Origin of the sequence: Robertmurraya massiliosenegalensis JC6 (assembly GCF_000311725.1) — a bacterium.
Taxonomy (GTDB): domain Bacteria; phylum Bacillota; class Bacilli; order Bacillales; family Cytobacillaceae; genus Robertmurraya; species Robertmurraya massiliosenegalensis.
Map to the genome: position 1 here is coordinate 316,045 of NZ_HE978513.1, position 25,242 is coordinate 341,286.

At 38.8% G+C, this 25,242-nt stretch carries 26 protein-coding genes; 2 read left to right on the forward strand and 24 right to left on the reverse strand.

Features of this window, described 5'->3' with window-relative positions:
- Positions 1 to 13: 13 nt before the first annotated feature.
- Genes yhbY through BMSHG_RS11460 form a run of 4 tightly spaced genes read right to left on the reverse strand, consistent with a single transcriptional unit; the run spans position 14 to position 2,784 of the window.
- A complete protein-coding gene (gene yhbY, locus BMSHG_RS11445) occupies positions 14 to 304 on the reverse strand; it encodes a ribosome assembly RNA-binding protein YhbY (RefSeq protein WP_019154592.1) in 291 nt (96 codons plus the stop codon).
- On the reverse strand, positions 298 to 1,137 hold the full coding sequence (gene aroE, locus BMSHG_RS11450; protein ID WP_019154593.1) for a shikimate dehydrogenase: 840 nt from the start codon (positions 1,135 to 1,137) through the stop codon (positions 298 to 300). Before aroE ends, yhbY begins: the two co-directional genes overlap by 7 nt.
- Positions 1,138 to 1,162: 25 nt before the next feature.
- Positions 1,163 to 2,266, reverse strand: coding sequence for a ribosome biogenesis GTPase YqeH (yqeH, locus tag BMSHG_RS11455; protein ID WP_019154594.1), 1,104 nt, complete (start codon positions 2,264 to 2,266; stop codon positions 1,163 to 1,165).
- A complete protein-coding gene (locus BMSHG_RS11460; protein ID WP_019154595.1) occupies positions 2,263 to 2,784 on the reverse strand; it encodes a YqeG family HAD IIIA-type phosphatase in 522 nt (173 codons plus the stop codon). The genes yqeH and BMSHG_RS11460 overlap by 4 nt, the downstream gene beginning before the upstream one ends.
- A 434-nt stretch (positions 2,785 to 3,218) precedes the next feature.
- Between BMSHG_RS11460 and sda the strand changes: the two genes are divergently transcribed.
- Positions 3,219 to 3,359, forward strand: coding sequence for a sporulation histidine kinase inhibitor Sda (gene sda / locus BMSHG_RS11465; RefSeq protein ID WP_019154596.1), 141 nt, complete (start codon positions 3,219 to 3,221; stop codon positions 3,357 to 3,359).
- 37 nt (positions 3,360 to 3,396) lie between these two features.
- Here sda and BMSHG_RS11470 read toward each other — a convergent pair whose 3' ends face one another.
- The 3 genes from BMSHG_RS11470 to BMSHG_RS28685 all read right to left on the reverse strand — a co-directional run bounded on the left by BMSHG_RS11470 (position 3,397) and on the right by BMSHG_RS28685 (position 7,146).
- Positions 3,397 to 4,182, reverse strand: coding sequence for a phosphatidylserine decarboxylase (locus BMSHG_RS11470; RefSeq protein ID WP_019154597.1), 786 nt, complete (start codon positions 4,180 to 4,182; stop codon positions 3,397 to 3,399).
- 873 nt (positions 4,183 to 5,055) lie between these two features.
- Positions 5,056 to 6,846, reverse strand: coding sequence for a M3 family oligoendopeptidase (locus tag BMSHG_RS11475; RefSeq protein ID WP_019154598.1), 1,791 nt, complete (start codon positions 6,844 to 6,846; stop codon positions 5,056 to 5,058).
- A 141-nt stretch (positions 6,847 to 6,987) separates the two neighbouring features.
- A complete protein-coding gene (locus BMSHG_RS28685) occupies positions 6,988 to 7,146 on the reverse strand; it encodes a hypothetical protein (protein ID WP_019154599.1) in 159 nt (52 codons plus the stop codon).
- A 223-nt stretch (positions 7,147 to 7,369) separates the two neighbouring features.
- On the opposite strand from BMSHG_RS28685, the gene sigK reads away from it, so the two are divergent.
- The gene (gene sigK / locus BMSHG_RS11485; RefSeq protein ID WP_019154600.1) at positions 7,370 to 8,092 is read left to right on the forward strand and encodes an RNA polymerase sporulation sigma factor SigK; all 723 of its coding nucleotides are present in this window, start codon (positions 7,370 to 7,372) and stop codon (positions 8,090 to 8,092) included.
- A gap of 430 nt (positions 8,093 to 8,522) precedes the next feature.
- Here the strand turns inward: sigK and BMSHG_RS27555 are convergent, their stop codons facing one another.
- The 17 genes from BMSHG_RS27555 to alaS form a co-directional block, all read right to left on the reverse strand.
- On the reverse strand, positions 8,523 to 8,663 hold the full coding sequence (locus tag BMSHG_RS27555) for a YrzI family small protein (protein ID WP_019154601.1): 141 nt from the start codon (positions 8,661 to 8,663) through the stop codon (positions 8,523 to 8,525).
- A 442-nt stretch (positions 8,664 to 9,105) separates the two neighbouring features.
- Positions 9,106 to 10,242, reverse strand: coding sequence for a bifunctional cystathionine gamma-lyase/homocysteine desulfhydrase (locus tag BMSHG_RS11510; RefSeq protein ID WP_019154604.1), 1,137 nt, complete (start codon positions 10,240 to 10,242; stop codon positions 9,106 to 9,108).
- A 1-nt stretch (position 10,243) separates the two neighbouring features.
- Entirely contained in the window at positions 10,244 to 11,167 is a 924-nt protein-coding gene (locus tag BMSHG_RS11515; RefSeq protein ID WP_019154605.1) for a PLP-dependent cysteine synthase family protein, read from the reverse strand.
- Between the two features lie 13 nt (positions 11,168 to 11,180).
- Positions 11,181 to 11,876 carry a 5'-methylthioadenosine/S-adenosylhomocysteine nucleosidase gene (mtnN, locus tag BMSHG_RS11520; protein WP_019154606.1) on the reverse strand — a complete coding sequence of 232 codons (696 nt, stop codon included), beginning with the start codon at positions 11,874 to 11,876 and terminating at the stop codon, positions 11,181 to 11,183.
- A gap of 15 nt (positions 11,877 to 11,891) precedes the next feature.
- A complete protein-coding gene (locus tag BMSHG_RS11525) occupies positions 11,892 to 12,530 on the reverse strand; it encodes a class I SAM-dependent DNA methyltransferase (RefSeq protein WP_019154607.1) in 639 nt (212 codons plus the stop codon).
- Positions 12,531 to 12,725: 195 nt separating this feature from the next.
- A complete protein-coding gene (locus tag BMSHG_RS11530) occupies positions 12,726 to 13,382 on the reverse strand; it encodes a YrrS family protein (RefSeq protein WP_019154608.1) in 657 nt (218 codons plus the stop codon).
- Between the two features lie 175 nt (positions 13,383 to 13,557).
- Entirely contained in the window at positions 13,558 to 15,333 is a 1,776-nt protein-coding gene (locus BMSHG_RS11535) for a peptidoglycan D,D-transpeptidase FtsI family protein (protein ID WP_019154609.1), read from the reverse strand.
- 86 nt (positions 15,334 to 15,419) lie between these two features.
- The gene (greA, locus tag BMSHG_RS11540; protein WP_019154610.1) at positions 15,420 to 15,896 is read right to left on the reverse strand and encodes a transcription elongation factor GreA; all 477 of its coding nucleotides are present in this window, start codon (positions 15,894 to 15,896) and stop codon (positions 15,420 to 15,422) included.
- Positions 15,897 to 16,295: 399 nt separating this feature from the next.
- Positions 16,296 to 16,928 (reverse strand): uridine kinase, encoded by a 633-nt coding sequence (gene udk, locus BMSHG_RS11545; RefSeq protein WP_019154611.1) that lies wholly within the window; start codon positions 16,926 to 16,928, stop codon positions 16,296 to 16,298.
- 4 nt (positions 16,929 to 16,932) lie between these two features.
- Complete coding sequence (locus tag BMSHG_RS11550; protein ID WP_019154612.1) at positions 16,933 to 18,204, reverse strand: peptidase U32 family protein; 1,272 nt, start codon at positions 18,202 to 18,204, stop codon at positions 16,933 to 16,935.
- 12 nt (positions 18,205 to 18,216) lie between these two features.
- Positions 18,217 to 19,146 carry a peptidase U32 family protein gene (locus BMSHG_RS11555; RefSeq protein WP_019154613.1) on the reverse strand — a complete coding sequence of 310 codons (930 nt, stop codon included), beginning with the start codon at positions 19,144 to 19,146 and terminating at the stop codon, positions 18,217 to 18,219.
- 5 nt (positions 19,147 to 19,151) lie between these two features.
- Positions 19,152 to 19,787 (reverse strand): O-methyltransferase, encoded by a 636-nt coding sequence (locus tag BMSHG_RS11560; protein ID WP_019154614.1) that lies wholly within the window; start codon positions 19,785 to 19,787, stop codon positions 19,152 to 19,154.
- Between the two features lie 281 nt (positions 19,788 to 20,068).
- A complete protein-coding gene (gene mltG / locus BMSHG_RS11565; protein WP_019154615.1) occupies positions 20,069 to 21,196 on the reverse strand; it encodes an endolytic transglycosylase MltG in 1,128 nt (375 codons plus the stop codon).
- Between the two features lie 233 nt (positions 21,197 to 21,429).
- Positions 21,430 to 21,717, reverse strand: a complete 288-nt coding sequence (locus BMSHG_RS11570) for a DUF1292 domain-containing protein (protein WP_019154616.1) — start codon at positions 21,715 to 21,717, stop codon at positions 21,430 to 21,432.
- A 30-nt stretch (positions 21,718 to 21,747) separates the two neighbouring features.
- Complete coding sequence (gene ruvX / locus BMSHG_RS11575; RefSeq protein ID WP_019154617.1) at positions 21,748 to 22,164, reverse strand: Holliday junction resolvase RuvX; 417 nt, start codon at positions 22,162 to 22,164, stop codon at positions 21,748 to 21,750.
- Between the two features lie 3 nt (positions 22,165 to 22,167).
- Entirely contained in the window at positions 22,168 to 22,437 is a 270-nt protein-coding gene (locus tag BMSHG_RS11580; RefSeq protein WP_026073428.1) for an IreB family regulatory phosphoprotein, read from the reverse strand.
- 168 nt (positions 22,438 to 22,605) lie between these two features.
- Complete coding sequence (gene alaS, locus BMSHG_RS11585) at positions 22,606 to 25,239, reverse strand: alanine--tRNA ligase (protein WP_019154619.1); 2,634 nt, start codon at positions 25,237 to 25,239, stop codon at positions 22,606 to 22,608.
- Positions 25,240 to 25,242: the final 3 nt, after the last annotated feature.

Below are 25,242 nucleotides of genomic sequence, written 5' to 3' on the forward strand. Positions count from 1 at the left end.
CACCTCCAAACCTTTAAGGTAACTTTATCTCTTTGTTTTCTTTAGATTCTTTGTATAAAACAATCGTGTTCCCAATGACTTGAACAAGTTCTGCGCGACAACCATGAGAAAGCTTTTCAGCAACCGTGTCTCGGTCTTCCTCACAATTTTGAAGTACACTTATTTTCAGAAGTTCTCTTGCCTCAAGTGCTTCACTAATTTGCATAATCATATTATCGTTCACTCCGCCTTTTCCCACTTGAAAAATCGGTGTGAGATGATGAGCTTTTGAGCGAAGAAATCTTTTTTGTTTTCCAGTTAACATTTTGTTCCTCCTAGTTGTTTTAACACTTTAGTCGTCATTCGATTACTATCTGGCATCACATTTGTCCATTTTTCAAAAGCGAGTGCTCCTTGATGAACAAACATTTGAATGCCATTTTGCGTTCTTGCCCCTTTTTCCCTAGCCTGACGCAAAAGAAGCGTTTCTAACGGATTATAGACAATATCGCTCACAAAAGCACTTTCCTTTAAATTATGTAAAGAAAGCACTTTGCATTCAGTATGTGGGGACATGCCAATGGAGGTCGTTTGAATGATTATATCGTAATGTTCTAGTTGCTCCTCTGCCTCTTTAAGCTCAAGGACATTAGACTGAACTTCATAAGGACATTCCTTTACAAGGGATTCCGCCTTTGCAATCGTCCTATTGGTTAGATCGATATGGGTAACCCCCTCATAAGCTAACGTAAAATAGATTGCTCTTGCCGCTCCGCCAGCACCGATCACTAACACTTTCTTGTTTTTCAGATTTGATAGCTCTGTCAAAAGCCCTTGCACATATCCACTTCCATCCGTGTTATAACCGACTAATCGTCCATTTTCATTGACGACTGTATTTACCGCACCAATAGAACGGGCTAAAAGGTCAATATCATCAAGCAATGGAATGATCGCAACCTTATGAGGGACTGTCACATTAAAGCCACTAATGTTCATTGCCCGAAACCCTTTAATGGCATCTGCTAGCTGCTCTTTCGTAATGGCAAATGCGTGATAATAGGCGTCAATTCCATAATGCTGAAATAAATCATTATGCATGAGTGGTGACATCGAATGGGCAATCGGATTTCCAATTACAGCATATAATTTTTTCATTCTCCTCCCCCTCCTTTTTCTCTATTTATATGAGCGATTTACGGAGCATAGCATGTACACCTTTTGGAACATACACCGCTACTTTTGCTCCAGGTTCATTGACCGTTATCCATCCAAGCCCTGAGAAAACGATATCTGTTTTTCCCTCTTTAATGGTAAATTCATGTTTGATTAAAGGGGGAAACGAATCAAGCTGCTCCTTACGTGGTGGAGTCAGCATTTCTCCTACATGCCTTTCGTACAGATCCGTAGCCTTTTCAAGCTTCGTACGATGGATGTCAATATGATTCGATACATGACAAACAAATGAACGTCGACCACCACTTATATAATCAAAGCGGGCTAATCCTCCAAAAAAGAGGGTTTGTCCCTCATTTAATTGATAAATTTTCGGTTTAATTTCCTTTTTTGGTGTGATCACTTTTAAATCTCTTTTATCAATATAATGAGCCATCTGATGATGGTTAATGATTCCTGGTGTATCAACCAAATATTTTCCATCTGAAAGCGGAATTTCGATCATGTCAAGTGTTGTTCCTGGAAAATGAGATGTTGTGATGACATCGCCTTCTCCTGTTACTTCTTTTAAAATCCGATTGATAAAGGTAGACTTTCCTACATTGGTACATCCGACCACATATACGTCCTTACCTTCACGATACTCGTCAATCGCTGAGGTCACTTCATTAATAAACTGACCTTTTTCAGCACTAACAAGAAAAACATCTTTCGGCTTTAGTCCCAATTCCTTCGCTTCTTGCTTCATCCAGTTAATCAATTTATTCGGCTTTATAGAGTGAGGCAGAAGATCTACCTTATTCCCAATTAAAAGAATCGGATTATCACCAACAAAACGATGTAAGCCAGGGAGCCAGCTACCATTAAAATCAAAGATATCAACTATTTTAACAATTAAAGCATCTCTTTTCCCCAGCTCATTGAGGATCTTTAAAAAATCGTCATCCGTTAAATTAACATCTTGAACTTCGTTATAATGCTTTAGTCGAAAACATCTTTGACAGACAATTTCTTCTTTCTCAAGGGACGATTTAGGCGCATAGCCAATTTGTTCCTTGTCTTCTGTCTGGATTTTCACACCACAGCCTATACAAATATATTGCTCACTCAAGATTTTTCCTCCCATACAATCATACCTTTTTTACGAAACCAGTTTAAAATTTGTCTTTCAATCATTCGATTAAATTTTGTCCAAAAACCATCAGTAGATGCCACTGGAACAACCAATACCGTATGAAAGCCACCACGATTTCCTCCGAGTACATCGGTCAATAATTGATCACCAATGACAACCGTTTCTTCCTTTTTCAAGCCCATATCTTTCACCGCTTTATGAAAAGCCCTCACAAGTGGTTTCCGTGCTTGAAAGATAAACGGAATATTGAGGGGATCTGAAAATGCCTGTACCCTCTCTCTGTTATTATTCGAGACAATTGTGATACGAATATTTGCCTTGCGCATATTCTCAAACCACTCTGTCAACTTAGGCGTTGCATTCGGGCGATCCCATTCGACTAATGTATTATCTAAGTCGGTGATAATCCCCTTAATCCCCTGCTCTTTCAAACTTTCTGGAGTAATTTGAAAAATGCTCTTCACGTGCTGATTTGGTAAAAATTTCTTTAACAATAAGGACACCTCAATTTCTTATCTCCGTTTTATTTTCCAATTTTAACTGTTATCAGTGATGATGTACACTAGCTTACCATCGACAACTGAATGATTATTGCTTCCATCTACATAACTCAACAGAGTTAACTGAAACTTGAGTCAAATTACGTCGAAACGTTGAAAAAAAGCACGAAAAGATAAAAACTTTTCGACACGAACAGCGTCTTTTCAACACCTGTGGATAACTTTATGCACATATCCCACATTGATTTATATAGTTTCCCTCAACTTACAAACATTTTAATCACAACTTATCCACTGTATATTGTGGATAATCGGAACGGTTGTTCTACCTTAAAATATTTGTTAGAGTAAGAATACAGCAAAGGCCACTTACATAAAATGTATATTCAACCTTTTTAGAACGAGTATTTGAGGAGGTGAATTCTGACATGAGAAAGCTGTCAGATGAGCTATTAGTTGAATCCTATTTCAAAGCAAAAGAATTAAATTTATCAAAAGATTTTATCCTTCTAATCGAAACAGAAATTCACCGTCGTTCTTTAACTCATAAAATTAGAGTCTCTTCATAACTTATTCATGCCCAAGAGGGCTTTTCTTTTTGCCCTCTTATTCAGAAACCGTATTCCCAAGTACATCGCCAACTTTAACTTCTCTTGGTGTTAAATGTTGTTGAAGGGGTTCCATCGAGTTTGGATTAAATAATAGAATAACCGTCGAACCGAACGTGAAGTAGGCCATTTCTTCGCCTTTTTTCAGTTCCTCCCCAACATGTATCGATTCGATCGAGTTCACAAACATCGCTCCAACCTTTACAATCGCAGCTACGCCAGAATCATGCTTAACTTCGGTAATTTTTCGATAATTTTTCGCTAATGTATCTCTTCCATATTTAAGACCATAACGGTTAACAGGGTATGATTTGTTTCCTAAGGTCCACTCTCCCACGACTTTTCCTGTTAATGGGCTATGTATACGATGATAATGACTCGGGCTTAAATAGAGAAGATAGTAGGTACCATTGATATATTTTTTTGCCTTCTCTTCACTTCCCAGCATTTCAAGAACGGAATAATCCTTCCCTTTAACATTTAGCATGAGGTCGCTCGTAATCGTTCCGATATCCTCTAACACTGCGTCAACAGGACTTACAATCGTATCCGTTCGATTATCAATCGTCCGAGCATCCACTTTCAATTTTCGTATAAAAAAATCATGGAGAGTGTTAAATTCATTTATCGGACTTGCCATTTCGGAAACATTCACATTGTATATCTTTGCAAAAGAAGGAATGAACAATCGACTGACTTTTGATTGCGCCAATTTTCTTAATAAAAACGATGTCCATCTTCCATTTGTTAATTCGATTAATGACCGGTAAAACCATTGAATCAAGCTACATTCCTCCAATAATGAAATCATGATGAACCATTGTTTTCGTATAGGGTTGAGGTTTTTCGCAAAAAACCTAGAAGCTTTTTTTCGACATGTCTCTTGTCAATGCTATACATTAAAGATGCGACGGCACACTTTTCGCTTCCTCTTTTTAATTCTTAAAAGGAGCATTTTATGAGCGCATCGCCTTTTTAAAAGTTTGCGAAAAAGCCTGCTAAATCGAAGTTCAGACAAAACTGTATTGTACCATACATTTTCGAAATCATCTATACGATCATACCTGTTTTATCATATCATACCCTGTATGCTTCTTTCATTCCAAAGAAAAAACGTTAAGTTCTCCCCCATCACTATAGGACAGGTCAATTTTAGCTAGGTCAAAAAGTCAGTGGTAACAACTTTTTGATTCTAGTTTGGAGTGGATAAATTCCCTCGCAGATGGAGTATCGGTATGACAAAGATAACAGGAAAATTTCCGCTTAATGAGCAACCATCATGAAAAAGAGCCGAAATAACAGGAAAATTTCCTGCTATTCCCTCAAAAAATGCCCAAATAAACGATTTTGCTCTCCATAGGCGGAAAATCTTCCGTTATTTTCCCGAAAAGAGACTCCGTTGAGGAGATAACAGGAAAATTTCCGCTTAAGGGTGAGAGAGGTTGGAGCAAAATAGGGTCTTCTAGTAGAAATTTAGACAAAGCGGAAATCGATGATTGGATTCTTGAAGGCTAAGTGGCGTTTCACTCGATTCTTTTTGTACGAGGAAAACTGAAGGTCTTGCGTTAAGACAAAAATAGAGAAAGGTGAATTTGAGTACCCTCAGGATTCACCTTTCTCATGAGTTGAAGCTAGTTATGCCCCAGCCTTTTCTTGATTACTTATCTTCAGTTAATTGCAAAAATTCTTCTACATCGTCAACGCAAAGTTGTACAGCTTGTTTCCAGAAATCTGGTTTTGTTAAATCGACATTAAGATGTTTAAGCGCCAATTCTTCTACAGTCATGGATGCTGTATCTTTTAATAACGCAATATACTTTTCTTCATAGCCTTTTCCTTCTTCTAAAGCTTTCGCATAAATACCTAGCGAGAATAGGTAGCCGAATGTATATGGGAAGTTGTAAAAAGGTACTCCCGTGATGTAAAAGTGTAGCTTCGATGCCCAGAATAATGGATGGTATTGATCGAGCGCACCACCATAAGCTTCTGCCTGAGCCTCTGCCATTATTTCATTGAGGCGGTCTGCAGCGACAATTCCTTCTTTTCTTTCTTCATAAAATCTTGTTTCAAAAAGAAAACGAGAATGAATGTTCATCAGCAACGCAACTGAGCGCTGAATTTTATCTTCTAAAAGCGCTAATCTTTCTTCTTCCGTGCTCGCATTCTTTACTGATGCATCTGAGACAATCATCTCTGCAAAGGTTGAAGCAGTTTCTGCCACATTCATTGCATAATTACGATTTAATGTATGCAAATCTCTCATCGCATACGTATGGAAACCGTGCCCTAACTCATGAGCCAATGTAGAAACATTAGAAGGAGTGCCTGAATATGTCATAAAGATTCTTGATTGGCTATCTTCCGGGAAATACGTATGGAAGCCACCAGGGCGTTTTCCTGGGCGGTCCTCTGCTTCAATCCATTCGTCTTCGAACGCCTTCTTGGCAAAGGTCGTCATTTCATCTCCGAATTTTGAGAAATGCTCGAGAATAAACTCCGCTCCTTCTTGATATGAAATTTTACTTTCGGATTGACCAAGAGGTGCATCCAAGTCATACCAACTCAATTTTTCAAGCCCAAGTAATTTCGCTTTGCGCTCTAAAAATTTGACAAGAGGAGCTTTATTTTCAGCAATAACCTGCCACATCGTATCCAATGTTTCCTTTTTCATGCGGTTAATATCGAGTGGTTCTTTCAGTACTTCTTCCCAACCTCTTTGCTGATAAACCTTCAGACGGAAACCAGCTAAATGGTTAAGCGTTTTTGCCAAATAAGCTGATTTATCACCCCATGCTGTTTCCCACGCCGCAAAAACATTCTTTCTAACATCTCTGTCAGGATTGGAAAATTTATTGGCAGCTTGTCCTACTGACAAAGCCTGATCATCGACATTCACTTTAATGGTGCCGACAATGACATCATACATTTGACCCCAGCCGTGATAGCCATCCACACTTAACGCATTAATGAGTGTTTCCTCATCTTTGGAAAGCTTCTCACTCGCTCCTTGTCTACTTTCAGATAGCACAAAAGAAAGCTCCTTCAAGCTATCCTGAGCGACGACTCCATTCCATATTTCATCGTCAATCGTCGTTAACTTTTGCCCTAACTCTGTCAAAGCAATTTGGAAATCGGCACCTAGGCCTGTCACACGACCTCTTAAACTCTCAGCTTTAACATCTTCTGTATTTTGCGCTTGTAAACAGCTTACAAATGCGCCCGCTTGACGAACCTTTTTTGTGACAGTTTCAAATTTATCAACGATAGCCTTCAGTTCTGCAGCATCCGCAAGCACTACATTTTTCGGTACCCAGCTAGATACGACAGCCTTGAAGTCCTCGACAAGGCCTTTCGTTTGTTGTAAATGCTCTGCAAATTGAGGAGAGCTACTCCCACCTTCAAAAAAAACATCTAAATCCCATACTTCTGAATATGTACTTGTCGTCATGCATTTTCCTCCCCATTACATACCTTAAATTCAAAATTTGTTTTTTTCAGAAATTTCTTTAAGTATACCACAATAACTTTCGTTCGTCTAAATTAAATAAAGCAGTAAGCATTTTGCCTACTGCATTAAGTCTACATATAACTAAAAACGATAGTTCCCCCCAAAATACCACCATCCAAAGAATATTAACAACAGGACAAATATGACAATCCATAACGCTGTCCAAGCGCCACTTCCAGGATAGTAAGGAGGTGGGTAAGGGGGTGAATATGCATAAGGACCAGGATATCCGTAAGCCATCTCACAACCTCCTTTAAATCAAAACTACACCATTCCTCTCCTTATAATCTATGCAATAGCCTGCCATCCGTATAGGCAGTCGTTGATTTTTCAGACAGTTCATTGCAACTATATTTACGAAAAGAGCTTTTTATAAAAATTTCTTTATCGGACAGACAAAAACAAACATCCTTCTACATAGGTATTAGTTATAGGCGAAAGTTACATTAGCGGAGGTGCCAACATGTCTGGAATTCTGACTGCACTTGGGGTCTTGATTAAAGAGATTTTCTTTCTTGTCTCTTATGTAAAGAACAACGCCTTTCCTCAACCATTGTCACCTGAAGAAGAGAAGAAATTTTTGCGATTAATGGCTGAAGGCGATAGTCATGCACGGAATATGCTAATCGAGCATAATTTACGACTTGTCGCTCACATTGTCAAAAAATTTGAAAATACAGGTGAGGATTCGGAGGATTTGATTTCCATCGGTACAATTGGATTAATTAAAGCAATTGAAAGCTATTCAGAAGGGAAAGGAACAAAACTTGCTACCTATGCGGCTCGTTGTATTGAAAATGAAATTTTGATGCATTTGAGAGCTTTGAAAAAAACGAAAAAAGATGTGTCTCTGCATGATCCGATTGGACAGGATAAAGAAGGAAATGAAATCTCCCTAATTGATGTATTAAAATCAGATTCAGAGGATGTTATTGACACCATCCAATTGAATATGGAATTAGAAAAAGTGAAGCAATATATCGATGTGCTCGATGGTCGTGAAAGAGAAGTTATCGTTGGTCGATTTGGATTGGATTTAAAAAAGGAGAAAACACAGAGAGAAATTGCAAAAGAATTGGGGATATCAAGAAGCTATGTTTCAAGAATCGAAAAAAGAGCATTAATGAAAATGTTCCACGAATTCTATCGAGCAGAAAAAGAAAAACGGAAAAATGATTCAAATTAGTTCCTAAAAATAAAGAAGAAGCAACCGCTCGTGGTTGCTTCTTCTTTATTTTTTATTCTTCAACAGTTGTCACTTCTGATACGACAATACAACCAATTGTTGCACACACGACAAGCCCCATAACAATGGAAAACATTTGCCACACCTCGCACGATTCGAATATGATTCTCTAATTTGAATTTATCATATTCATAACGTAATAACGTTGGTGGAATGTGAACATTCTGTTAAAGCATCTGTTTACTTCTTTTTACTCTTCTTCCGAAACTCAACTGTTAACAACAATACATGTAAATACATGTTCTCACTCCTAACTTGGCAACAGATTCGTTAGGCAGTATCCTTCTCCACCCACAGTACTGCATTTCTCTTTTGCATTAAATAAATCATCATCATACCCACCTTTCTCCCATTATTTGAATACGTTTTTTTAGAATAATCGATGTACAGATACTGCCCTAGTTTTTGCCGTTTCATAAGCTTCTCTAGCCTGCTGATCACGCAAAGCTTCTTCGATAGAAATATTGCGTTTTTTTATCGTCACAGTAAAAAATAATATATTAAGTGTCATAATTACCACCTCCTTTAAATGTCTTCATCTTGTACGATAAAGGCTTTTTTTGTTTACGTATCTTCACTGTTATCAATACCCTCCCTTCTCCTTTTATAACCTCATTGTTGCTGCAACATGCTCTTCCATGTCCAATTTCAGGCACAAAAATACCGCAGAGTTTTTCTGCGGCTAAAAAAGGGCATAAAAAGCCGCAGGGCACAATTCTCCCCTGCGGCATGAATGCTTATTTATAAAAGGACATAATTAGGCGATCCATTCCTTGTTGGTCGAATGTGAAAATAATGCATATGAAGTTGTTGATTGGATTAACGCAATTCCTTTAATGTTCATCATTTTCCTCGACCTCCTTTTTAGAATATTTCGCTACTAGTGGTAATTATATCCACAACTTCCAAAATTGTAAACCCTTTTTTATCAAATTTTGAAAAAACAAGCTTGATTACCCTTCTAAACCTTGTTTTAAATCCTCAATTAAGTCCTCGACATCTTCTAAACCTACCGAAATTCGCACTAAGCCATCGGTAATTCCTAACTCATCACGGCGTTCCTTTGGAATAGACGCATGGGTCATACGTGCTGGGACAGAAATAAGGCTTTCTACAGCCCCCAAGCTTTCCGCTAAGGTGAAGTATTTCACCTTTCTCAATAGCTCATCTGCATTTTCCTCACTTCCTACATCAAAAGAAACCATTCCACCAAAGCCTCTTGCTTGTCGTTTGGCAATCTCATGATTCGGATGCGATGGCAATCCAGGATAATAAACTTTTTGAATTTGTGGATGGTGTTCAAGAAACTCGACAATTGCTTTTGTATTTGCTTCTGTCTCTTCCATTCTAATTCCAAGTGTTTTAATTCCGCGCATTAATAACCAGGAATCCTGTGGCCCTAATACTCCACCTGTTGAATTTTGAACAAAATGAAGATCTTCAGCAAGCTTTTCATTATTCACAACAACTAAGCCAGCAACGACATCCGAATGTCCGCCAATGTATTTCGTTGCACTATGGAGGACGATGTCCGCCCCAAGCCCAATTGGATTTTGCCAATACGGCGTTGAGAATGTATTATCAACGATTGTAAGCAAGTTATGTTTTTGCGCCCATTTAGATGCTTCACGAATATCCGTGATCTTCAACAATGGATTGGTTGGCGTCTCAATGTAAATTGCCTTTGTATTTTCTTTAATGGCTTTTTCAATTTCCTCGAGATTACTTGTATCAACAAAGGTCGCTTCAATGCCAAAACGATTTAACACTTTCGAAATGACGCGATAGGTCCCACCGTATACATCATCGGTGAAGACAACATGATCGCCACTATTAAATAGCATCATCACGGCCGTAATAGCAGCCATCCCTGAACCGAATGCAAACCCAGCGTGCCCACCCTCAATGTCTTTTATAAGTTCTTCTAGAGCATGACGAGTTGGATTCCCAGTACGAGAGTATTCAAAGCCTTTATGACCGCCAACTCCGTCTTGCTTATAGGTGCTCACTTGATAAATCGGTACCGAAACGGCCCCTGTCGCTGGATCTCCAGAGATTCCGCCATGGATTAACTGTGTTTTACGTTTCATTCTAAATCCCTCCTTCATATATTTTCTTACTTAAATATCGTTCACTTCCATCTGGAAAAATGACGACAATATGGGTCCCTTTTGGAGCTATTTTTGCTTCTTCTAATGCCGCATAAAAAGCGGCGCCAGAAGAGCTTCCGACTAATAATCCTTCTTTTTTCGCAAGTTCTGCCACGAGTGCAAAGGCATCTACATCAGAAACCGTATGAATGGCATTAAAATAGCTGCTTTCCATATAAGCAGGAAGAAATTCCATACCGATTCCTTCTGTTTTATGAGGACCAGACTCTCCACCATTTAAAATCGACCCTTCAGGCTCGACGATAACCGTCTTTATTTGCTCGTTTCGTTCCTTCAAAAAACGAGACGTTCCCATAAAAGTACCACCCGTACCAGCTCCAGCAACGAATATATCAATTTGCCCATCTAGTTGGTCCCAAATTTCCGGACCTAACGTCTTGTAGTACGTGTTTGGATTGGCCGGATTAGCAAATTGCTGCGGAGAAAAGGAATCAGGAATTTCTTTCAGCAATTCATTTGCCTTTTGAATCGCTCCCTTCATCCCTGCTTCAGTCGGGGTATGGACAATTTCTGCCCCTAACGCTTTCATTAGCTCTTGCTTCTCTAAACTAAACTTCTCAGGGACACAAACAATTACGTTAATGCCAGAATTGATAGCACTAAGTGCAAGCCCAATCCCTGTATTCCCTGCTGTCGGTTCGATAATGGTACTGCCTCTCTTGATTTTCCCAGTAGTGATTGCTTCCTGAAGAAGCTCTATCCCTAAACGGTCCTTCACACTGCCCCCAGGATTAAAAAATTCAAGCTTAGCAAAGATTCGAACTCCATCCGGAAGAGCAAATTGCGTAATTTCCATCATAGGAGTATGTCCGATGAGCTCATGAATATTCTTATATACGTTCAACCATCTCACCCTTTTAGTTAATCGATGCAACAATTTTTAAAACAAGCGTAGCTGAATTTACCGCTGCTTTTTCTAAAAATTGTTCAAATGAAACATCCGATTCCTTCCCTGCTATATCGGAAAGTGAGCGAATAATAACAAATGGGGTACCAAACTGATAAGCCACTTGAGCAATGGCTGCTGCTTCCATTTCTACTGCCTGAAGATTAACAAATTTATCTTTAATCGCCTCTACACGCTGCGGGTCATTCATAAAGGAATCCCCTGTAGCAATTAACCCTGTTACAACCTGGACTTCCTCTATTTCAGCTGCTGCTTTTTGAGCGATCTGAACTAACTCTCCGTTTGCTTCAAACGCAGGTGGAAGCTGAGGAACTTGACCGTATTCATAGCCAAAGGCAGTAACGTCAACATCATGGTGTCTGACCTCTTCAGAAATAACAACATCTCCCACATTTAAATCAGGATGAAAACCACCTGCAGACCCCGTATTGATGACATAATCAGGCTTATACTTTTCTAATAAAATCGATGTAGACATCGCCGCATTCACTTTTCCAATTCCTGAACGAAGCAAAATGACCTCTTTTCCATCGATGTTACCTAAAGTAAATTCACAGCCAGCAATTGTTTCTACTGATTTATTCTCCATTTTATCTCTTAATAATGTTACCTCTTCTTCCATCGCTCCAATAATGGCAATTGTCATGTTCATACCTCTTTCTCATATTTTTGTTGCTTCCATAATCCAAACAAAGTCATTTATTTTTTCAAAAGATACAGTAAAGCCATTGGCTTCCATCATCTCTTTTAAAATAGGAATCGTTGTATAATATTCCCTCTCAAGATCTTCTGCTAGATTATGAAATCCTTTTTCTTTAGCGTCCATAATCGCTCTTTTATATGCTTCAACAGACTCGTACATTGTATCCGCAAAAACTATTTTACCACCTGGATGAAGGATGTTTCCATAAGTAGCGATAGCCTCCGCTTTTTCTTTGTCTGTTAAATGATGAAAAGCGTATGAGCTAACGATCGATTGTATGCTTGTTACACGCTCAAACTCGAGAAAATCGCCCTCTTTAATAGCGGCTCGATTTCCGAGTTTTTCTTTCGCACGTTTTCTCATCGCAGGTGATGGTTCAAAGGCTGTTACTGTTCGCCCTCTTTTAAGCAGTTCCTCCGTAAGATTCCCAGTACCAGGACCAAACTCGATTACATGCCCATAGGTACCTTTTGCCACCTCTGAAAGAATTTTTTCATAATGCTTAAACACTTCTTTATATTCAAGGTCATGACCCGTTACGGTATGATCATAGTGGTCTGCCCATTGTTCGAATAACTCGAGAAATTCTTTTCCCATAACCGCACTCTCCAAATTCATATTTTAATTATAATAATTCCTATGAGTATACTATGAATTAAAGAAAAATCTGTTCTTAATGTACCACACTGTTTCGTCCTAAGCAATTCATTTACCCATTTTCAGAATATAAAAAAAGAATGAATACCGGGCGATTTTACTCACTCCCAATATCCATCCTTTTATATTTTTCAGTTATTGAATTTCTGATAATTCTTCTACCTTTGTCGGTTTCCAGCCGCCGCCATCAACCCATTCAATATAGACGCGATAAATTTGCGATTTATCTTTTGAATAGACGGTTCCGACAGATTTATTCGGTCCGTTATTTCCAAGAAATTGAATCGTCATATTGTTTTCCGCTAGTCCTGTTGCATAATGGATCGCCTTGACCATTTCATCCCAGTCCACTCCATCATACTGGTTCACATGTTCTCCTGTTTGCACCGTACCAACAGGTTCCCAGCTAGGATTAACAATAGTTCGGATAACATTTGAATCGGTCCCACCTTCAGTCACAACTTCTTCCTCTTTAGAAGGAGTAGAAGGTTCTTCGACTGTTTCCCCTGCTGGTTCTTCCTCTGTTTCGGTAGCCGGTTCAGTCTCCTCTACTGGTGAATCTTCCTGTTCTTTTTCCTCCGTTGATGATTCTTCCACATCTGTTTTTGCCGGCTCTTCTGTTACGTTTTCTTCAGGTTTTGCTGTTTCTTCATCTTTGTTTCCAGAAAATACATTTACGGAAACAACGATAATAAGTAATAAAACAACACCAATTAAACTATTTAAAATAATATTCTTTTTTCGTTCTTTCGTAAGCCGCTTATAGCGTGATCCTTCATACTCATTTTTCATTACTTCGGCCTCCCCAAACCACAATCTATGCTACTTTCACTTTTAAGGATGACAACATTCTATCATGTCTTAGGGAAAACTTGAAGGGATATATCGCCCAGATAAAATAAAGCAATAGACCGTATCATTTGTCGAATATAGACCAAAGGTAACAAAATTTAAAATACGGCTCTACTCAGTTGCTGTTTCTTTCCGTTGTATGATGCTCTAATTCGTATAAGCCTTTCACCATATCTGCGTAAAGGGGCGTCACAGATCCGCCACTATCATCTACACCTAAATTAACGGCAACAAGTGCATACTTTGGTTTATCAAACGGAAAGTAGCCAGCAAACCATTTATTTAATAATTGTTTTTCTCCATCCATAATGCCTGTTTCCGCTGTCCCAGATTTCCCTGCTACCTCAAAGGGGAGACCTTGCAGACCTCGTCCAGTTCCCTCCTCATTGACGACAACCTCTCGGAGAAGCTTCTGTAGTTTCATCGCTGTATATGGTGAGATGTCATCGTTCGCTAGCGATTTCTCTTCAAACGGCAGCAGCGAGGTTCCATTACGATATTCGATACCTGTTGCAACTCGAACCATTTCAGCATGCCCTCCCCGTGCAATCGTGGCCATCATATTGGCAATAGCAAGTGGAGTAACACGTACCTCATGCTGTCCAATTCCGGTCATTTTCACAAAATTATCATCCTTTTTTGCAGACTCTTCTAAAAAAATTCTACCTTTATCTTCATCCGCAATCTGCTTAAAATGATCAAAATGATAAATATCCCCTTCCCATCCTACTGGACCAAGAAGTGAAAGCTTCCCCGCATACTCCTCAATAATCCCTTCATCGATCTCTTTTAGCTCCTTTGCCAATGTCCCGAAAGTGTTATTACAACTTAAGGCAAAGCTCTCAGTAAAATTGAGCATCCCATGTTGATAATTCGGATCCTCATTTCCCATAATCGTTTTATTACAATCGAATTCTCTCGATGGATCATCCAGTTCATGATCAATCGCTGCTGCAGCGACAACCGTCTTAAAAACGGAACCGGGAATATGTTGACGGACCATCATATTATGAATCCCCTCTTCATCAAATGGGGACTTTTTATTAATTTTCGGCCTTGAAACGAGCGAGAGGATAGAATTCGTTTCAATATCAAGGAGAACAAGCCCACCTTTTTTGATCTCATGTTTATCAACGAGTTCTTCAGCCATCTCTTGTTTTTCCTTATCCAATGTGGTCTTCACATTCACCGGATAATACGGATTCGCTGGCTCTACATATTTAACATTGATGCCAAACAACGGTCCCCCAATGCCGTCTACGTGATAGACTAGCTTTGACTCGCCATCAGGAAGTAAAAATTCATCAAAGCTTTTTTCCAGTCCTGTAAGGCCAACGAGTGTATTTACAGGTAATTCTTTATCTGGATATCGCTTTTGGATCGTATTTGGATTTTGCCCGGTAATACCAATTAATTGTTCTGCAGGATAATCGGTCAAAGAATATTTCTTTTCAACAGCAAATACACCAGGAATCTCTAACTGATTCACCTCACGCATTTGTTGCTCGGTTAATGTTACAATCTCAGGATTTGCAAATGCAATTGGTTCCTTTGCTTGTTCTACTGCTTGATTAATTGACGAAGGCGATACCTCGATGATGTCTGCTACTTTCTTTACATCCCACGTCATATTCTTCAAAAAGGGAAAGAGAATAAGTACAGGCATTTTCTTATGGACCAAATACTCCCCGTTTCGGTCAAGAAAACTCCCTCTCCCATTATCAATGATCATTTCTTGTGAACGTTGCTTCACACTTGACTCAATCAGATTGACTTGATGTTTGGAAAATCGTTCAGTTGAAACAAGCTGCAACTGTACAAGTCTTCCCATTAATAGAGCCACAAAACAGAAAATAATGACAATCATGACAATTACTCTTTTTCTCCACATAAAAAACACCTCATCATGAGTTTTGACGAGGTGTTTCCGTTTCAAACCTAAAATGAGATCATTTGATCCATCTCTATAAGGCTTTATTATTGGATTTTTGTAATACGAACGTTCATTTCTCCACCTGGGGTTTGAACGGTAACTTGATCATCAACTTTTTTACCTAATAAGCTTTTGGCAATCGGAGAGTCATTCGAGATTTTACCTTCGAACGGATCTGCTTCTGCACTACCTACAATCGTATATGTTTCTTCTTCTCCATCAGGAAGTTCTACAAACGTTACAGAACGGCCAAGTGTGACAACATCTCCACTTAACTCATCCTCTTCAATGATTTTCGCATTACGGATCATATTTTCAAGTGTTGTAATTCGACCTTCCACAAATGCCTGTTCTTCTTTTGCAGAGTCATACTCAGAGTTCTCAGATAAATCACCAAAGCTACGAGCGATTTTAATTCTCTCAACCACTTCTTTTCTCTTTACTGATTTAAGATGTTCTAATTCTTGTTGTAATTTTTCTTTCCCCGCTAAAGTCATCGGGAATACTTTCTCTGTAGCCAAAATCCTTCACTCCTTCTAGTTTCACAACCCCCATATAGATTGTGTGTGTATTATATTTTTATCTCATTAGAGCGATGGACATTTCATCCAAATGGAATCATATCCATTCCCACTTAACATCATGGGAAAACTCTATACTCAAATCGTATTTTTTAAACCGGAGGATTTATTTCCACTCTCAATTTAAAAAATACTATATGTAACAAGCGTCCACCCTATTCATATCATGCATAGGAGCGCGCCCTTATTTATTAGGGCGCGCAAAAGGATGTGAGAAAACATTCTCCTTGTTAAAAGCAAATAAGAAAAATTGCACGTTAATGCCTATATGTGAAAACAATCCCGATCTTTTTTGGGAGTGTACATTGAAACCGTTTTTCTTATTTAATGCCTATTGTGTCATAAAAATGATTTTTGTTCAAGAATTGTTTGAATCTTTGTAACCATCAAATCAATGGCTACATGATTATGTCCACCTTCAGGAATGATAATATCAGCATAACGCTTTGTAGGTTCGATAAATTGATTGTGCATCGGGCGAACGACATTTACGTACTGATCAATAACAGAATCTAGTGTACGACCTCGCTCCTTAATGTCTCTAGATAAACGGCGAATAATGCGGATATCAGCATCTGTGTCGACAAATAGCTTGATATCCATAATACTTCTTAAGCGTTCATCTTCTAAGACGAGAATCCCCTCTAGGATGATTACATCTCTTGGCTCCACCACAATGACTTCTTCTGAGCGCGTGTGTAACGCATAATCGTATACAGGCTTTTCAATAGACTGATTATTTTGGAGTAACCGTATATGCTCAAATAACAAATCATTATCAAACGCAAGAGGATGATCGTAGTTCGTCTTCAAACGTTCTTCAAAAGGGAGATGTGACTGGTCCTTATAGTAAGAATCTTGTTCAATCATTAAAATAGAATGGCCTTTAAAACGATTATAAATGGACCTTGTTACACTTGTTTTACCTGAACCGGACCCACCGGTTACACCAATGACAACAGGCTTGCGCATCTGATTAGAGCTCCTTTCGCATCATGTTGTTCGGGTAAACGGGTTGGTTCACTTTAAATTTTACAATTTGTAGTGGATGTCGGGCTGCATCTAGCTCATTTCCATCCTCGTCCCAAATCTTCTCAATGACGTGTGTAAAGTTATTTATTTCTGGACCGAAAAATTCTACTTCTTGACCTGGCTTGAAATAGTTACGCTGTTGAAGCGTCACGATTTCTGTTTCAGGATCGTAATCGAGTACGAGCCCTACAAAGTCAAATTTCGTCTTCTTGCTATGGTTTCCAAACATTTGCTCTTTATACCCGGGAACTCCTTCAAAGAAAGCAGGAGCCGTCTCGCGATTCGCACACTTATCAAGCTCTTCTAACCATTCACGCTTAATTTTAAAATGGTCAGGGTCTGCACAATATGCATCAATTACTTTGCGATATACGCTGACAACAGTGGCTACATAATGAATCGATTTCATTCTTCCTTCAATTTTCAAACTATCAATTCCAATTTCGATCATTCGTGGAATGGACTCAATTAATTTTAAGTCTTTAGGACTCATAGCAAATGGGGCATCGCCTTCTGAATATAAAGAAATCTCTTGCTCCCCTTGCAGTTCATATAAATCATAATCCCAACGGCAAGATTGACAGCAGCCTCCTCTATTTGAGTCACGAGCGGTCATATGATTACTTAATGTACAACGACCAGAATAGGCAATACACATTGCTCCATGAATGAAAGTTTCAATTTCAATATCAACCTTTTCCTTCATGAGTTCAATTTCTTCGGCACTTGTTTCACGGGCAAGTACGACACGCTCCAAGCCTTCTTCCTTCCAAAACTGTACGGCCTTCCAGTTTGAAAGAGATTGCTGTGTACTTAAGTGTACTTCTATTTCAGGTGCTAATCTGCGACAAGTTTCGATAATCAGCGGATCGCCAACGATAATACCTGCAATCCCCGTTTCTTTTAGCCCTAAAATATATTCTTCTAAACCGGCAATATTTTCATTATGGGCAAATATATTGGTCGTTACGTAAATTTTCGCTCCATATTTTTTGGCAAATTCAACGCCTTCTTTCATTTCTTCAAATGTAAAGTTACCGGCGTTTGAGCGTAGTCCGTACTCTTGACCACCTATAAAAACGGCATCCGCACCATAATGAACCGCAATTTTTAATTTTTCAAGATTACCCGCAGGTGCGAGCAATTCCGGTTTCTTCACAATCACACGCTTTCCATCGATTACTTTCGAAATTCGATCTTGCATCGTTGTAGGCATTCGTGAACCTCCTTAATATACTGTCTCCTTAAAGAAAAATCCTGTGTCGAGTTTGCGGTTTGGTGGTTGAATTTTTTCGATTTCAGCTAAAAATTCGTCCTTCTCATCTTCGTATTGATCGGGGTCATTTACACACAGATCAATTGCTTGACGATATAGCCTTGTTACCGCCTCAATATATTCTGAGCTCTTCAAAATACCATCAATTTTAAAACTATCAACACCGGCTTCAATAAAATCTTGAAGCTCATCAATCATACAAATATCATTTGGACTCATAATATGCGTACCATTTGAATCCTCAAAAATGGGATACTTATTTTCTCGCTCTTCATCATGTAAAAACATATTTTTGTTTTCTTTACGATTTTCGATTTCCAATGCTTTTCCTTGGTATTCAAAGTAATTCCCTAACAAGGAGCGCTTTGATTGGAACATCGCTGTCATCCCATGAATTTGAATCTCGATTTCCACTTCGGCATTCTCTTTTGTTTCAATTACCGCATCCATACTTAATTCTCGAGCTAATATGGCACGTTTGGCCCCTTTTCTACCCCAATAATTACAATGATACCAATTCGTTCCCGTCGTCTCTGTACCCCAATGAAGTTTTAACTGAGGAGCCACTTCTTTGGCCACCATTAAAACAGCCGGATCACCAAAAATAACTGCATCCACATTTGCTTCATCAACAAATTTCAAGTAATCATAGAGCTCGTCAATTTTTTCATTATGAAAAATCGCATTAACAGCTACATACACTTTTTTTCCTTTTGAATGAGCGGATTCTGTAGCCTTTACAATGTCATCTTTTGAAAATTCCCCGGCAAGTCTCAACCCGTATCGTTCTTCACCAATAACAAACGCATCCGCACCTGCATCAGACAATGACAGAATATCGTCAACACTTGTAGGTGTCACCAATAATTCAGGTTTTTTCATTACTTTCACCTCTTTTTACTTATCGCAACGCCATCACCAACAGGTAAGATGACTGTATCATATTGAGAATGTCCCATAAGCCATTGATTAAAATCATTGATTTTCTTTGCTAAGCTCCGAATTCGCCGATTATCAATATGCGGCTCACAAACAAGCCCTTTAAATAACACATTATCTGTAACAATAATTCCATCCTCGGCTAAATAGGATGAATACATTTCAAAAAAACGTTTGTACTGCCCTTTCGCAGCATCAATAAAAATGGCATGATATGGAGCTAAACGCTTAACCTCAGCTTCAACTTCCAACGCATCACCTTTAATTAAATGGATTTGCTCTTGTTTGCCTGATTGCTGAAAATAACTCTCCGCTCTCAAATAACGCTGTTCGTCCCTTTCAATCGTCACAATGGTCGCATTCGGAAGAGCATCAGCCATTCTTAATGCCGAATATCCAATCGCTGTTCCCACCTCTAAAATGGAAGCAGGCTGCAAAATACGCAGAATTTGTAGAAGAGCCTCCATTCCAGTCGATTCCATAATCGGTACTTGATGCTCTTTCGCTTCTTCTTCCATCTGTTGAAAAAGAGCGGATCGTTTCGGAATCATCTGTTCAATATATTTCTCTATTTCTCCATGCATCTATTGTCCCACCTCAGTTCTCCCAATTTCAATGAAACGGAAGATTACATATCTATAGACATGAAAAAATAGCGTTCACAAAAGTAGATTCGCTAGGAAACGGGCTAAGCCATCAAAAGGAATCGAGCATTTCTGTGATACACGCTATCGGCTGTCCTATAAAACACTTTTTCTATTTTAGCATAAATGTTTCGTTATCACAATAATCGAAGCAAGTCTAGAAAAATGTTTTATTTTTCTATAAAAAGCGAGAATGTACGCTGACATCCTCGCTTTTTTGATTATTGTATATGCTCTGCTTTCTTTTGATTATGTTCATCTAATGTTTTAGAGAACAACACTTCTCCAGAACCTGTAGCTAAGAAATATAAGAAATCTGTTTCTGCTGGGACTAACGCTGCTTCGATAGAAGATACACCTGCGTTGGCAATTGGCCCAGGTGTTAACCCTGTATTCACATACGTATTATAAGGATCATTAATTTCTAAATCCTCATATAACACTCTATCCTTATGTTCTCCAAGTGCATATAAAACAGTCGGATCGGTTTGTAGAGGCATGCCCACATCCATGCGATTGTAAAAAACACTCGCAATCTGATCTCTTTCTGTCTGCTGGGTTGCTTCTTCTTCAATAAGTGAAGCCATCGTTAAGAGCTGATGAGGAGTATACTCCTTTTCTGTCATCGGTCCTGTATATTCTGCAATCACATCTTGAGTCTTCGCTAGCATGACTGTAACAATTTCTTCAATCGAAGGGTCTTCCTTATAATAAGGATAAGTTGCAGGGAATAAGTATCCTTCCAAAGGATATTTAATCTCTTCATTAAATATTTCTTCTGTTAAAAGGTTCGGATATAATTGCATCATTTTGCGAATAAATTCTTCATCATTTAATTGCGCAAATACTTCATCCACATCATGATCGGTCTTTTCACCAATGATCGTAGCAATTTCTTTTAACTGTTTTCCTTCAGGGATTGCGATTTGAAAAACCACTTCCTCCGCAATTTTACCTGTTTTCAAGCTATCAATGATTTCTGGAAATGTCATTGCAGGTGTCATTGTATACTCGCCGGCCATAAAGCCGGATTCATTCTTGAACTTTACGTAGTATTTAAACACTTTGGCATCTTTTATAATGCCATTATCCTCTAATATTTGCGAAATTCCTGTGACCGAAGATCCAATAGGGATTTCAACCTCTTTTTCTGTTTTGCTTTTTGGATCAACTGGTTCTAAGGCACTTTTTATGTAAAAGTATCCTCCTGTTAATGTGCCAGCTACAAGTAAAAATAACACAATCGATATAATAAAGACGATCTTTCGTACGACTCTAGCTTCTTGTTGACGTTCTATCATTTTCTCACGCATATAATCCTTTTTTGATTTTTTTTCATCAGATGCCATCAATTTCCCCCCAATAAAAGAAAATGGATATCATTTCCTCTACTATCCATACATCTCGCATTATTATACTATATTTTTTTTAAGAATATCGCAATAAAAGACAAAAAACACCTTATTTTCGTCACAAGACAACAAAAAAGCTGGAAAATTTCAGGGGGTGGAAATCAGCATTTACACGTTACTGACACCATGAAAAAAGCTGGCGCTTAAGCGCCAGCTTTTTTCATTAATTCCTATTCGTCATCTTGTTCTTCAAGGAAAGTATTTAACATTTCCTCAATTAAATCCCATTCTTCTTCTGTTTCAATCGGTTGAAGATCTCCGTCTTTATTGTCCTCAGATGGAACGAAAGCGGAGGCATGAATTTCAATTTCCTCATCGTCTGAATCATCTTCTCCAATTGGATAATAAAGAACGTACGACTTGTTAAATTCATCAGAATCGAAGGTAAATAAGATTTCACAAAGCTGTTCGTTTCCTTCTTCATCAATTACTGTAATGTTGTTATCACCGTGGTTCATTTTTTCACCTCATCATTTTTTCTAAACATTTTATTTTTGACTGTCTAAATATCCTTGTAAAATCATGACTGCTGCCATTTTATCGATCACTTTTTTGCGTTTTTTTCGACTCACATCTGCTTCAAGAAGGACTCTTTCAGCAGCCATTGTCGTCAAACGCTCATCCCAATAAACGATAGGTAAGCCGAATCTCTTTTCAAGTTCGCTCCCATAAAATTGACTCGCTTCACCTCTAGGACCGATCGTGCCATTCATATTCTTTGGCATGCCAACAACGATTTTCGATACATCATAGTCATTAATAATTTTTCCAATTTGCTCAAAACCAAACATATTTTGTTCTTCATTTATCCGAATGGTCTCCAAGCCTTGGGCTGTCCACCCCAGTTCATCACTAACAGCGACGCCGACTGTTTTAGAGCCGACGTCTAGTCCCATCATTCGCATAGATTATGATCCCTCTCGCTGTCGTTTCAAATAAGATTTCACGAGTTCTTCAATGATCTCGTCTCTTTCAAGTTTACGAATGATATTTCTCGCATCCCGATGACGCGGTATATATGCCGGATCTCCTGAAAGTAGGTAACCAACAATTTGATTTATAGGATTGTACCCTTTTTCTTGAAGAGCCTCATACACTTCAAACAGCACTTCATTAACATCATGTTCAAAAGGCTCTTCCGGAAAACTAAATCGCATTGTCTTATCAAATGAGCTCATGGTATGCACCTCGCTTTTCTTTCTTTCACGATCATTGGTAAAATTCGTTTGCATTTTTTTCAAAAAACATTTTCATAACTGGTGCACAATCTACATGCATTCCATTTTGTGAAGTCGAATATGTTACCTACATTTTACACTACTTTGCTATAAACACAAAACGCTGTCTTAAAAAGATTTCACAAATTCTTCTACAGCTGCAAGAGCGTCATCAAGTTTGTTTGGATCCTTACCACCAGCTTGTGCCATATCTGGACGGCCGCCACCGCCACCACCGCAACGTGTTGCTACTTCCTTAACAATCTTTCCTGCATGATAGCCTTGGTCGATTAAATCTTTCGTCACGGCAGCAATGATATTGACCTTCTCTTCATTAACGCTACCTAAAACTAAGATTGCTGAGCCCAATTTTTGCTTTAAATCATCAGCCATATTACGAAGATTATTCATGTCCATTCCTTGAACTTTTGCAGATAAAACCTTTATCCCATTCACTTCTTTCACTTGATCGACGAGGCTTCCTGCTTCAATATTGCCGAGCTTAGCAGCAAGCGATTCATTTTCTCTTTGCAATTGTTTAACTTCTGCAAGCAACGCATCAATACGATTCACGACATCTTTTGGATTCGCTTTAAGCTTAGCACCAGCAGATTTTAACACGGTGATCTGTTCATTCATTTGTTGATAAGCAGCTTCGCCTGTCACAGCTTCAATACGTCTCGTTCCTGCTCCAATTCCAGTTTCAGAAACAATTTTAAACAATCCAATGACCGAAGTATTCGGAACATGACAGCCTCCACAAAGCTCTAAACTGTAATCTCCTACTTGAACAACGCGGACGATATCCCCATATTTCTCGCCAAATAGAGCCATTGCTCCCATTGCCTTCGCTTCTTCGATTCCTTTGTAATCAATATTGACATGAAGTCCATGCCATATTTTCTCGTTCACGATTGCTTCAATTTGCTCAAGCTCCTCTGCTTTTACTTGACCAAAATGCGAGAAGTCAAAGCGGAGACGATCCGCTTGAACGAGGGAACCAGCCTGATTGACATGTGTACCGAGAACATCTTTTAATGCTTGATGTAATAAATGAGTTGCTGTGTGATTTTTGATGACCTTATTGCGATTTAGTTCATGAACAGTTGCGATTATTTGCGCATTTTCCGTTAATATTCCTTGTTCTACGACTGCACGATGAAGGTTTTGACCATTAGGTGCTTTTTGCACGTCTTTGATAGAGACCTTCAGTCCATCAGCTTCAAGTGTACCTTCATCCGCAATTTGTCCACCACTCTCAGCGTAAAATGGTGTTTCATCAAGGATAATTTGCACTTCTTCTCCTGCTTGTGCAGCTTGAACAAGTTGGCCATCTTTCACAATTGCTAACACTGTAGCATTTGTTTGAAGCTTGTCATAACCAATAAACTTGCTTTCTACTTTGATCTCTCCTAAGACGCCACCTTGAACTTGCATTGAATCAACATCTTGTCTTGCCGCACGAGCCCGTTCTCTTTGTGCTTCCATTTCAAGCTCAAAACCATCATGGTCGACTTTCATGCTTTCTTCTTCTGCATACTCTTCTGTAAGCTCAACTGGAAAACCATAGGTGTCGTATAAACGGAAAACATCCTTGCCTTGAATCATGTTGCTTCCATTATCTTTTTCTTTTTTCATAATCGAAGCTAAAATATTCAAGCCTTCATGGAGTGTTTCATGGAAACGTTCTTCTTCGTTTTTAATTACCTTTTGAATAAAATCGGTTTTGCCTTTCACTTCAGGATAGAAGTCCGACATAATTTCTCCAACGACAGGAACCAATTCAAACATAAATGGACGGTTAATATTAATTTGCTTTGCATAACGAACAGCACGACGGAGAAGACGTCGTAAGACATACCCACGCCCTTCATTAGATGGAAGCGCCCCGTCCCCTACAGCAAAGGCTACTGTACGAATATGATCGGCAACAACTTTGAAAGCAACATCTGTTTCCTTATTTTGACCATATTTTACACCAGAAATTTCTTCAGTAGCGCGAATAATCGGGATAAACAAATCTGTATCAAAATTGGTTGGAACGTCCTGAACAACAGAAGCCATCCGTTCTAGACCCATTCCTGTATCAATATTCTTCTTTGGAAGTGGTGTGTACGTTCCATCTGGATTATGATTAAATTCGGAGAACACTAAATTCCAAACTTCTAAATAACGATCGTTCTCTCCACCTGGATATAATTCTGGATCTTCTGGATCATTGCCATACTTTTCACCACGATCGTAAAAGATCTCCGTATTTGGACCACTTGGGCCTTCTCCAATATCCCAGAAGTTCCCCTCTAAACGAATGATACGTTCTTCAGGTACACCAATTTTGTTGCGCCATAATTCAAATGCTTCTTCATCTTCTGGATGAATCGTGACCGATAATAATTCTGGACGAAAGCCGATCCACTTTTTATCCGTTAGAAATTCCCAAGCCCATGCAATTGCTTCTTCTTTGAAATATTCACCGATGGAAAAGTTTCCAAGCATTTCAAAGAACGTATGGTGACGAGCAGTCTTACCAACATTTTCAATATCGTTTGTACGAATTGATTTTTGGGCATTTGTAATGCGCGGATTATCAGGAATAACACGTCCATCAAAGTATTTTTTTAATGTCGCTACTCCTGAGTTAATCCAAAGTAAGGATGGGTCATCATGAGGGACAAGTGGAGCACTCGGTTCAACAGCATGACCTTTTTCCTTAAAAAAATCTAAAAACATGCGACGTATTTCAGCACCGGTAAGATTCTTCATCTA

Bases quoted from the DNA above. Each gene is read 5' to 3' on its own strand.
- BMSHG_RS27555 (WP_019154601.1), bottom strand. From the start codon at position 8,663: ATGACACTTAATATATTATTTTTTACTGTGACGATAAAAAAACGCAAT.
- sda (WP_019154596.1), top strand. From the start codon at position 3,219: ATGAGAAAGCTGTCAGATGAGCTATTAGTTGAATCCTATTTCAAAGCA.
- BMSHG_RS11560 (WP_019154614.1), bottom strand. From the start codon at position 19,787: ATGCATGGAGAAATAGAGAAATATATTGAACAGATGATTCCGAAACGA.
- mtnN (WP_019154606.1), bottom strand. From the start codon at position 11,876: ATGACAATTGCCATTATTGGAGCGATGGAAGAAGAGGTAACATTATTA.
- aroE (WP_019154593.1), bottom strand. From the start codon at position 1,137: ATGAAAAAATTATATGCTGTAATTGGAAATCCGATTGCCCATTCGATG.
- udk (WP_019154611.1), bottom strand. From the start codon at position 16,928: ATGCGCAAGCCTGTTGTCATTGGTGTAACCGGTGGGTCCGGTTCAGGT.
- alaS (WP_019154619.1), bottom strand. From the start codon at position 25,239: ATGAAGAATCTTACCGGTGCTGAAATACGTCGCATGTTTTTAGATTTT.
- mltG (WP_019154615.1), bottom strand. From the start codon at position 21,196: ATGGCATCTGATGAAAAAAAATCAAAAAAGGATTATATGCGTGAGAAA.
- BMSHG_RS11550 (WP_019154612.1), bottom strand. From the start codon at position 18,204: ATGCCTACAACGATGCAAGATCGAATTTCGAAAGTAATCGATGGAAAG.
- sigK (WP_019154600.1), top strand. From the start codon at position 7,370: ATGTCTGGAATTCTGACTGCACTTGGGGTCTTGATTAAAGAGATTTTC.
- BMSHG_RS11555 (WP_019154613.1), bottom strand. From the start codon at position 19,146: ATGAAAAAACCTGAATTATTGGTGACACCTACAAGTGTTGACGATATT.
- BMSHG_RS11535 (WP_019154609.1), bottom strand. From the start codon at position 15,333: ATGTGGAGAAAAAGAGTAATTGTCATGATTGTCATTATTTTCTGTTTT.
- BMSHG_RS28685 (WP_019154599.1), bottom strand. From the start codon at position 7,146: ATGGCTTACGGATATCCTGGTCCTTATGCATATTCACCCCCTTACCCA.
- ruvX (WP_019154617.1), bottom strand. From the start codon at position 22,164: ATGCGAATGATGGGACTAGACGTCGGCTCTAAAACAGTCGGCGTCGCT.
- BMSHG_RS11525 (WP_019154607.1), bottom strand. From the start codon at position 12,530: ATGGGAAAAGAATTTCTCGAGTTATTCGAACAATGGGCAGACCACTAT.
- BMSHG_RS11580 (WP_026073428.1), bottom strand. From the start codon at position 22,437: ATGAGCTCATTTGATAAGACAATGCGATTTAGTTTTCCGGAAGAGCCT.
- yhbY (WP_019154592.1), bottom strand. From the start codon at position 304: ATGTTAACTGGAAAACAAAAAAGATTTCTTCGCTCAAAAGCTCATCAT.
- BMSHG_RS11510 (WP_019154604.1), bottom strand. From the start codon at position 10,242: ATGAAACGTAAAACACAGTTAATCCATGGCGGAATCTCTGGAGATCCA.
- BMSHG_RS11530 (WP_019154608.1), bottom strand. From the start codon at position 13,382: ATGAAAAATGAGTATGAAGGATCACGCTATAAGCGGCTTACGAAAGAA.
- BMSHG_RS11475 (WP_019154598.1), bottom strand. From the start codon at position 6,846: ATGACGACAAGTACATATTCAGAAGTATGGGATTTAGATGTTTTTTTT.
- BMSHG_RS11570 (WP_019154616.1), bottom strand. From the start codon at position 21,717: ATGAACCACGGTGATAACAACATTACAGTAATTGATGAAGAAGGAAAC.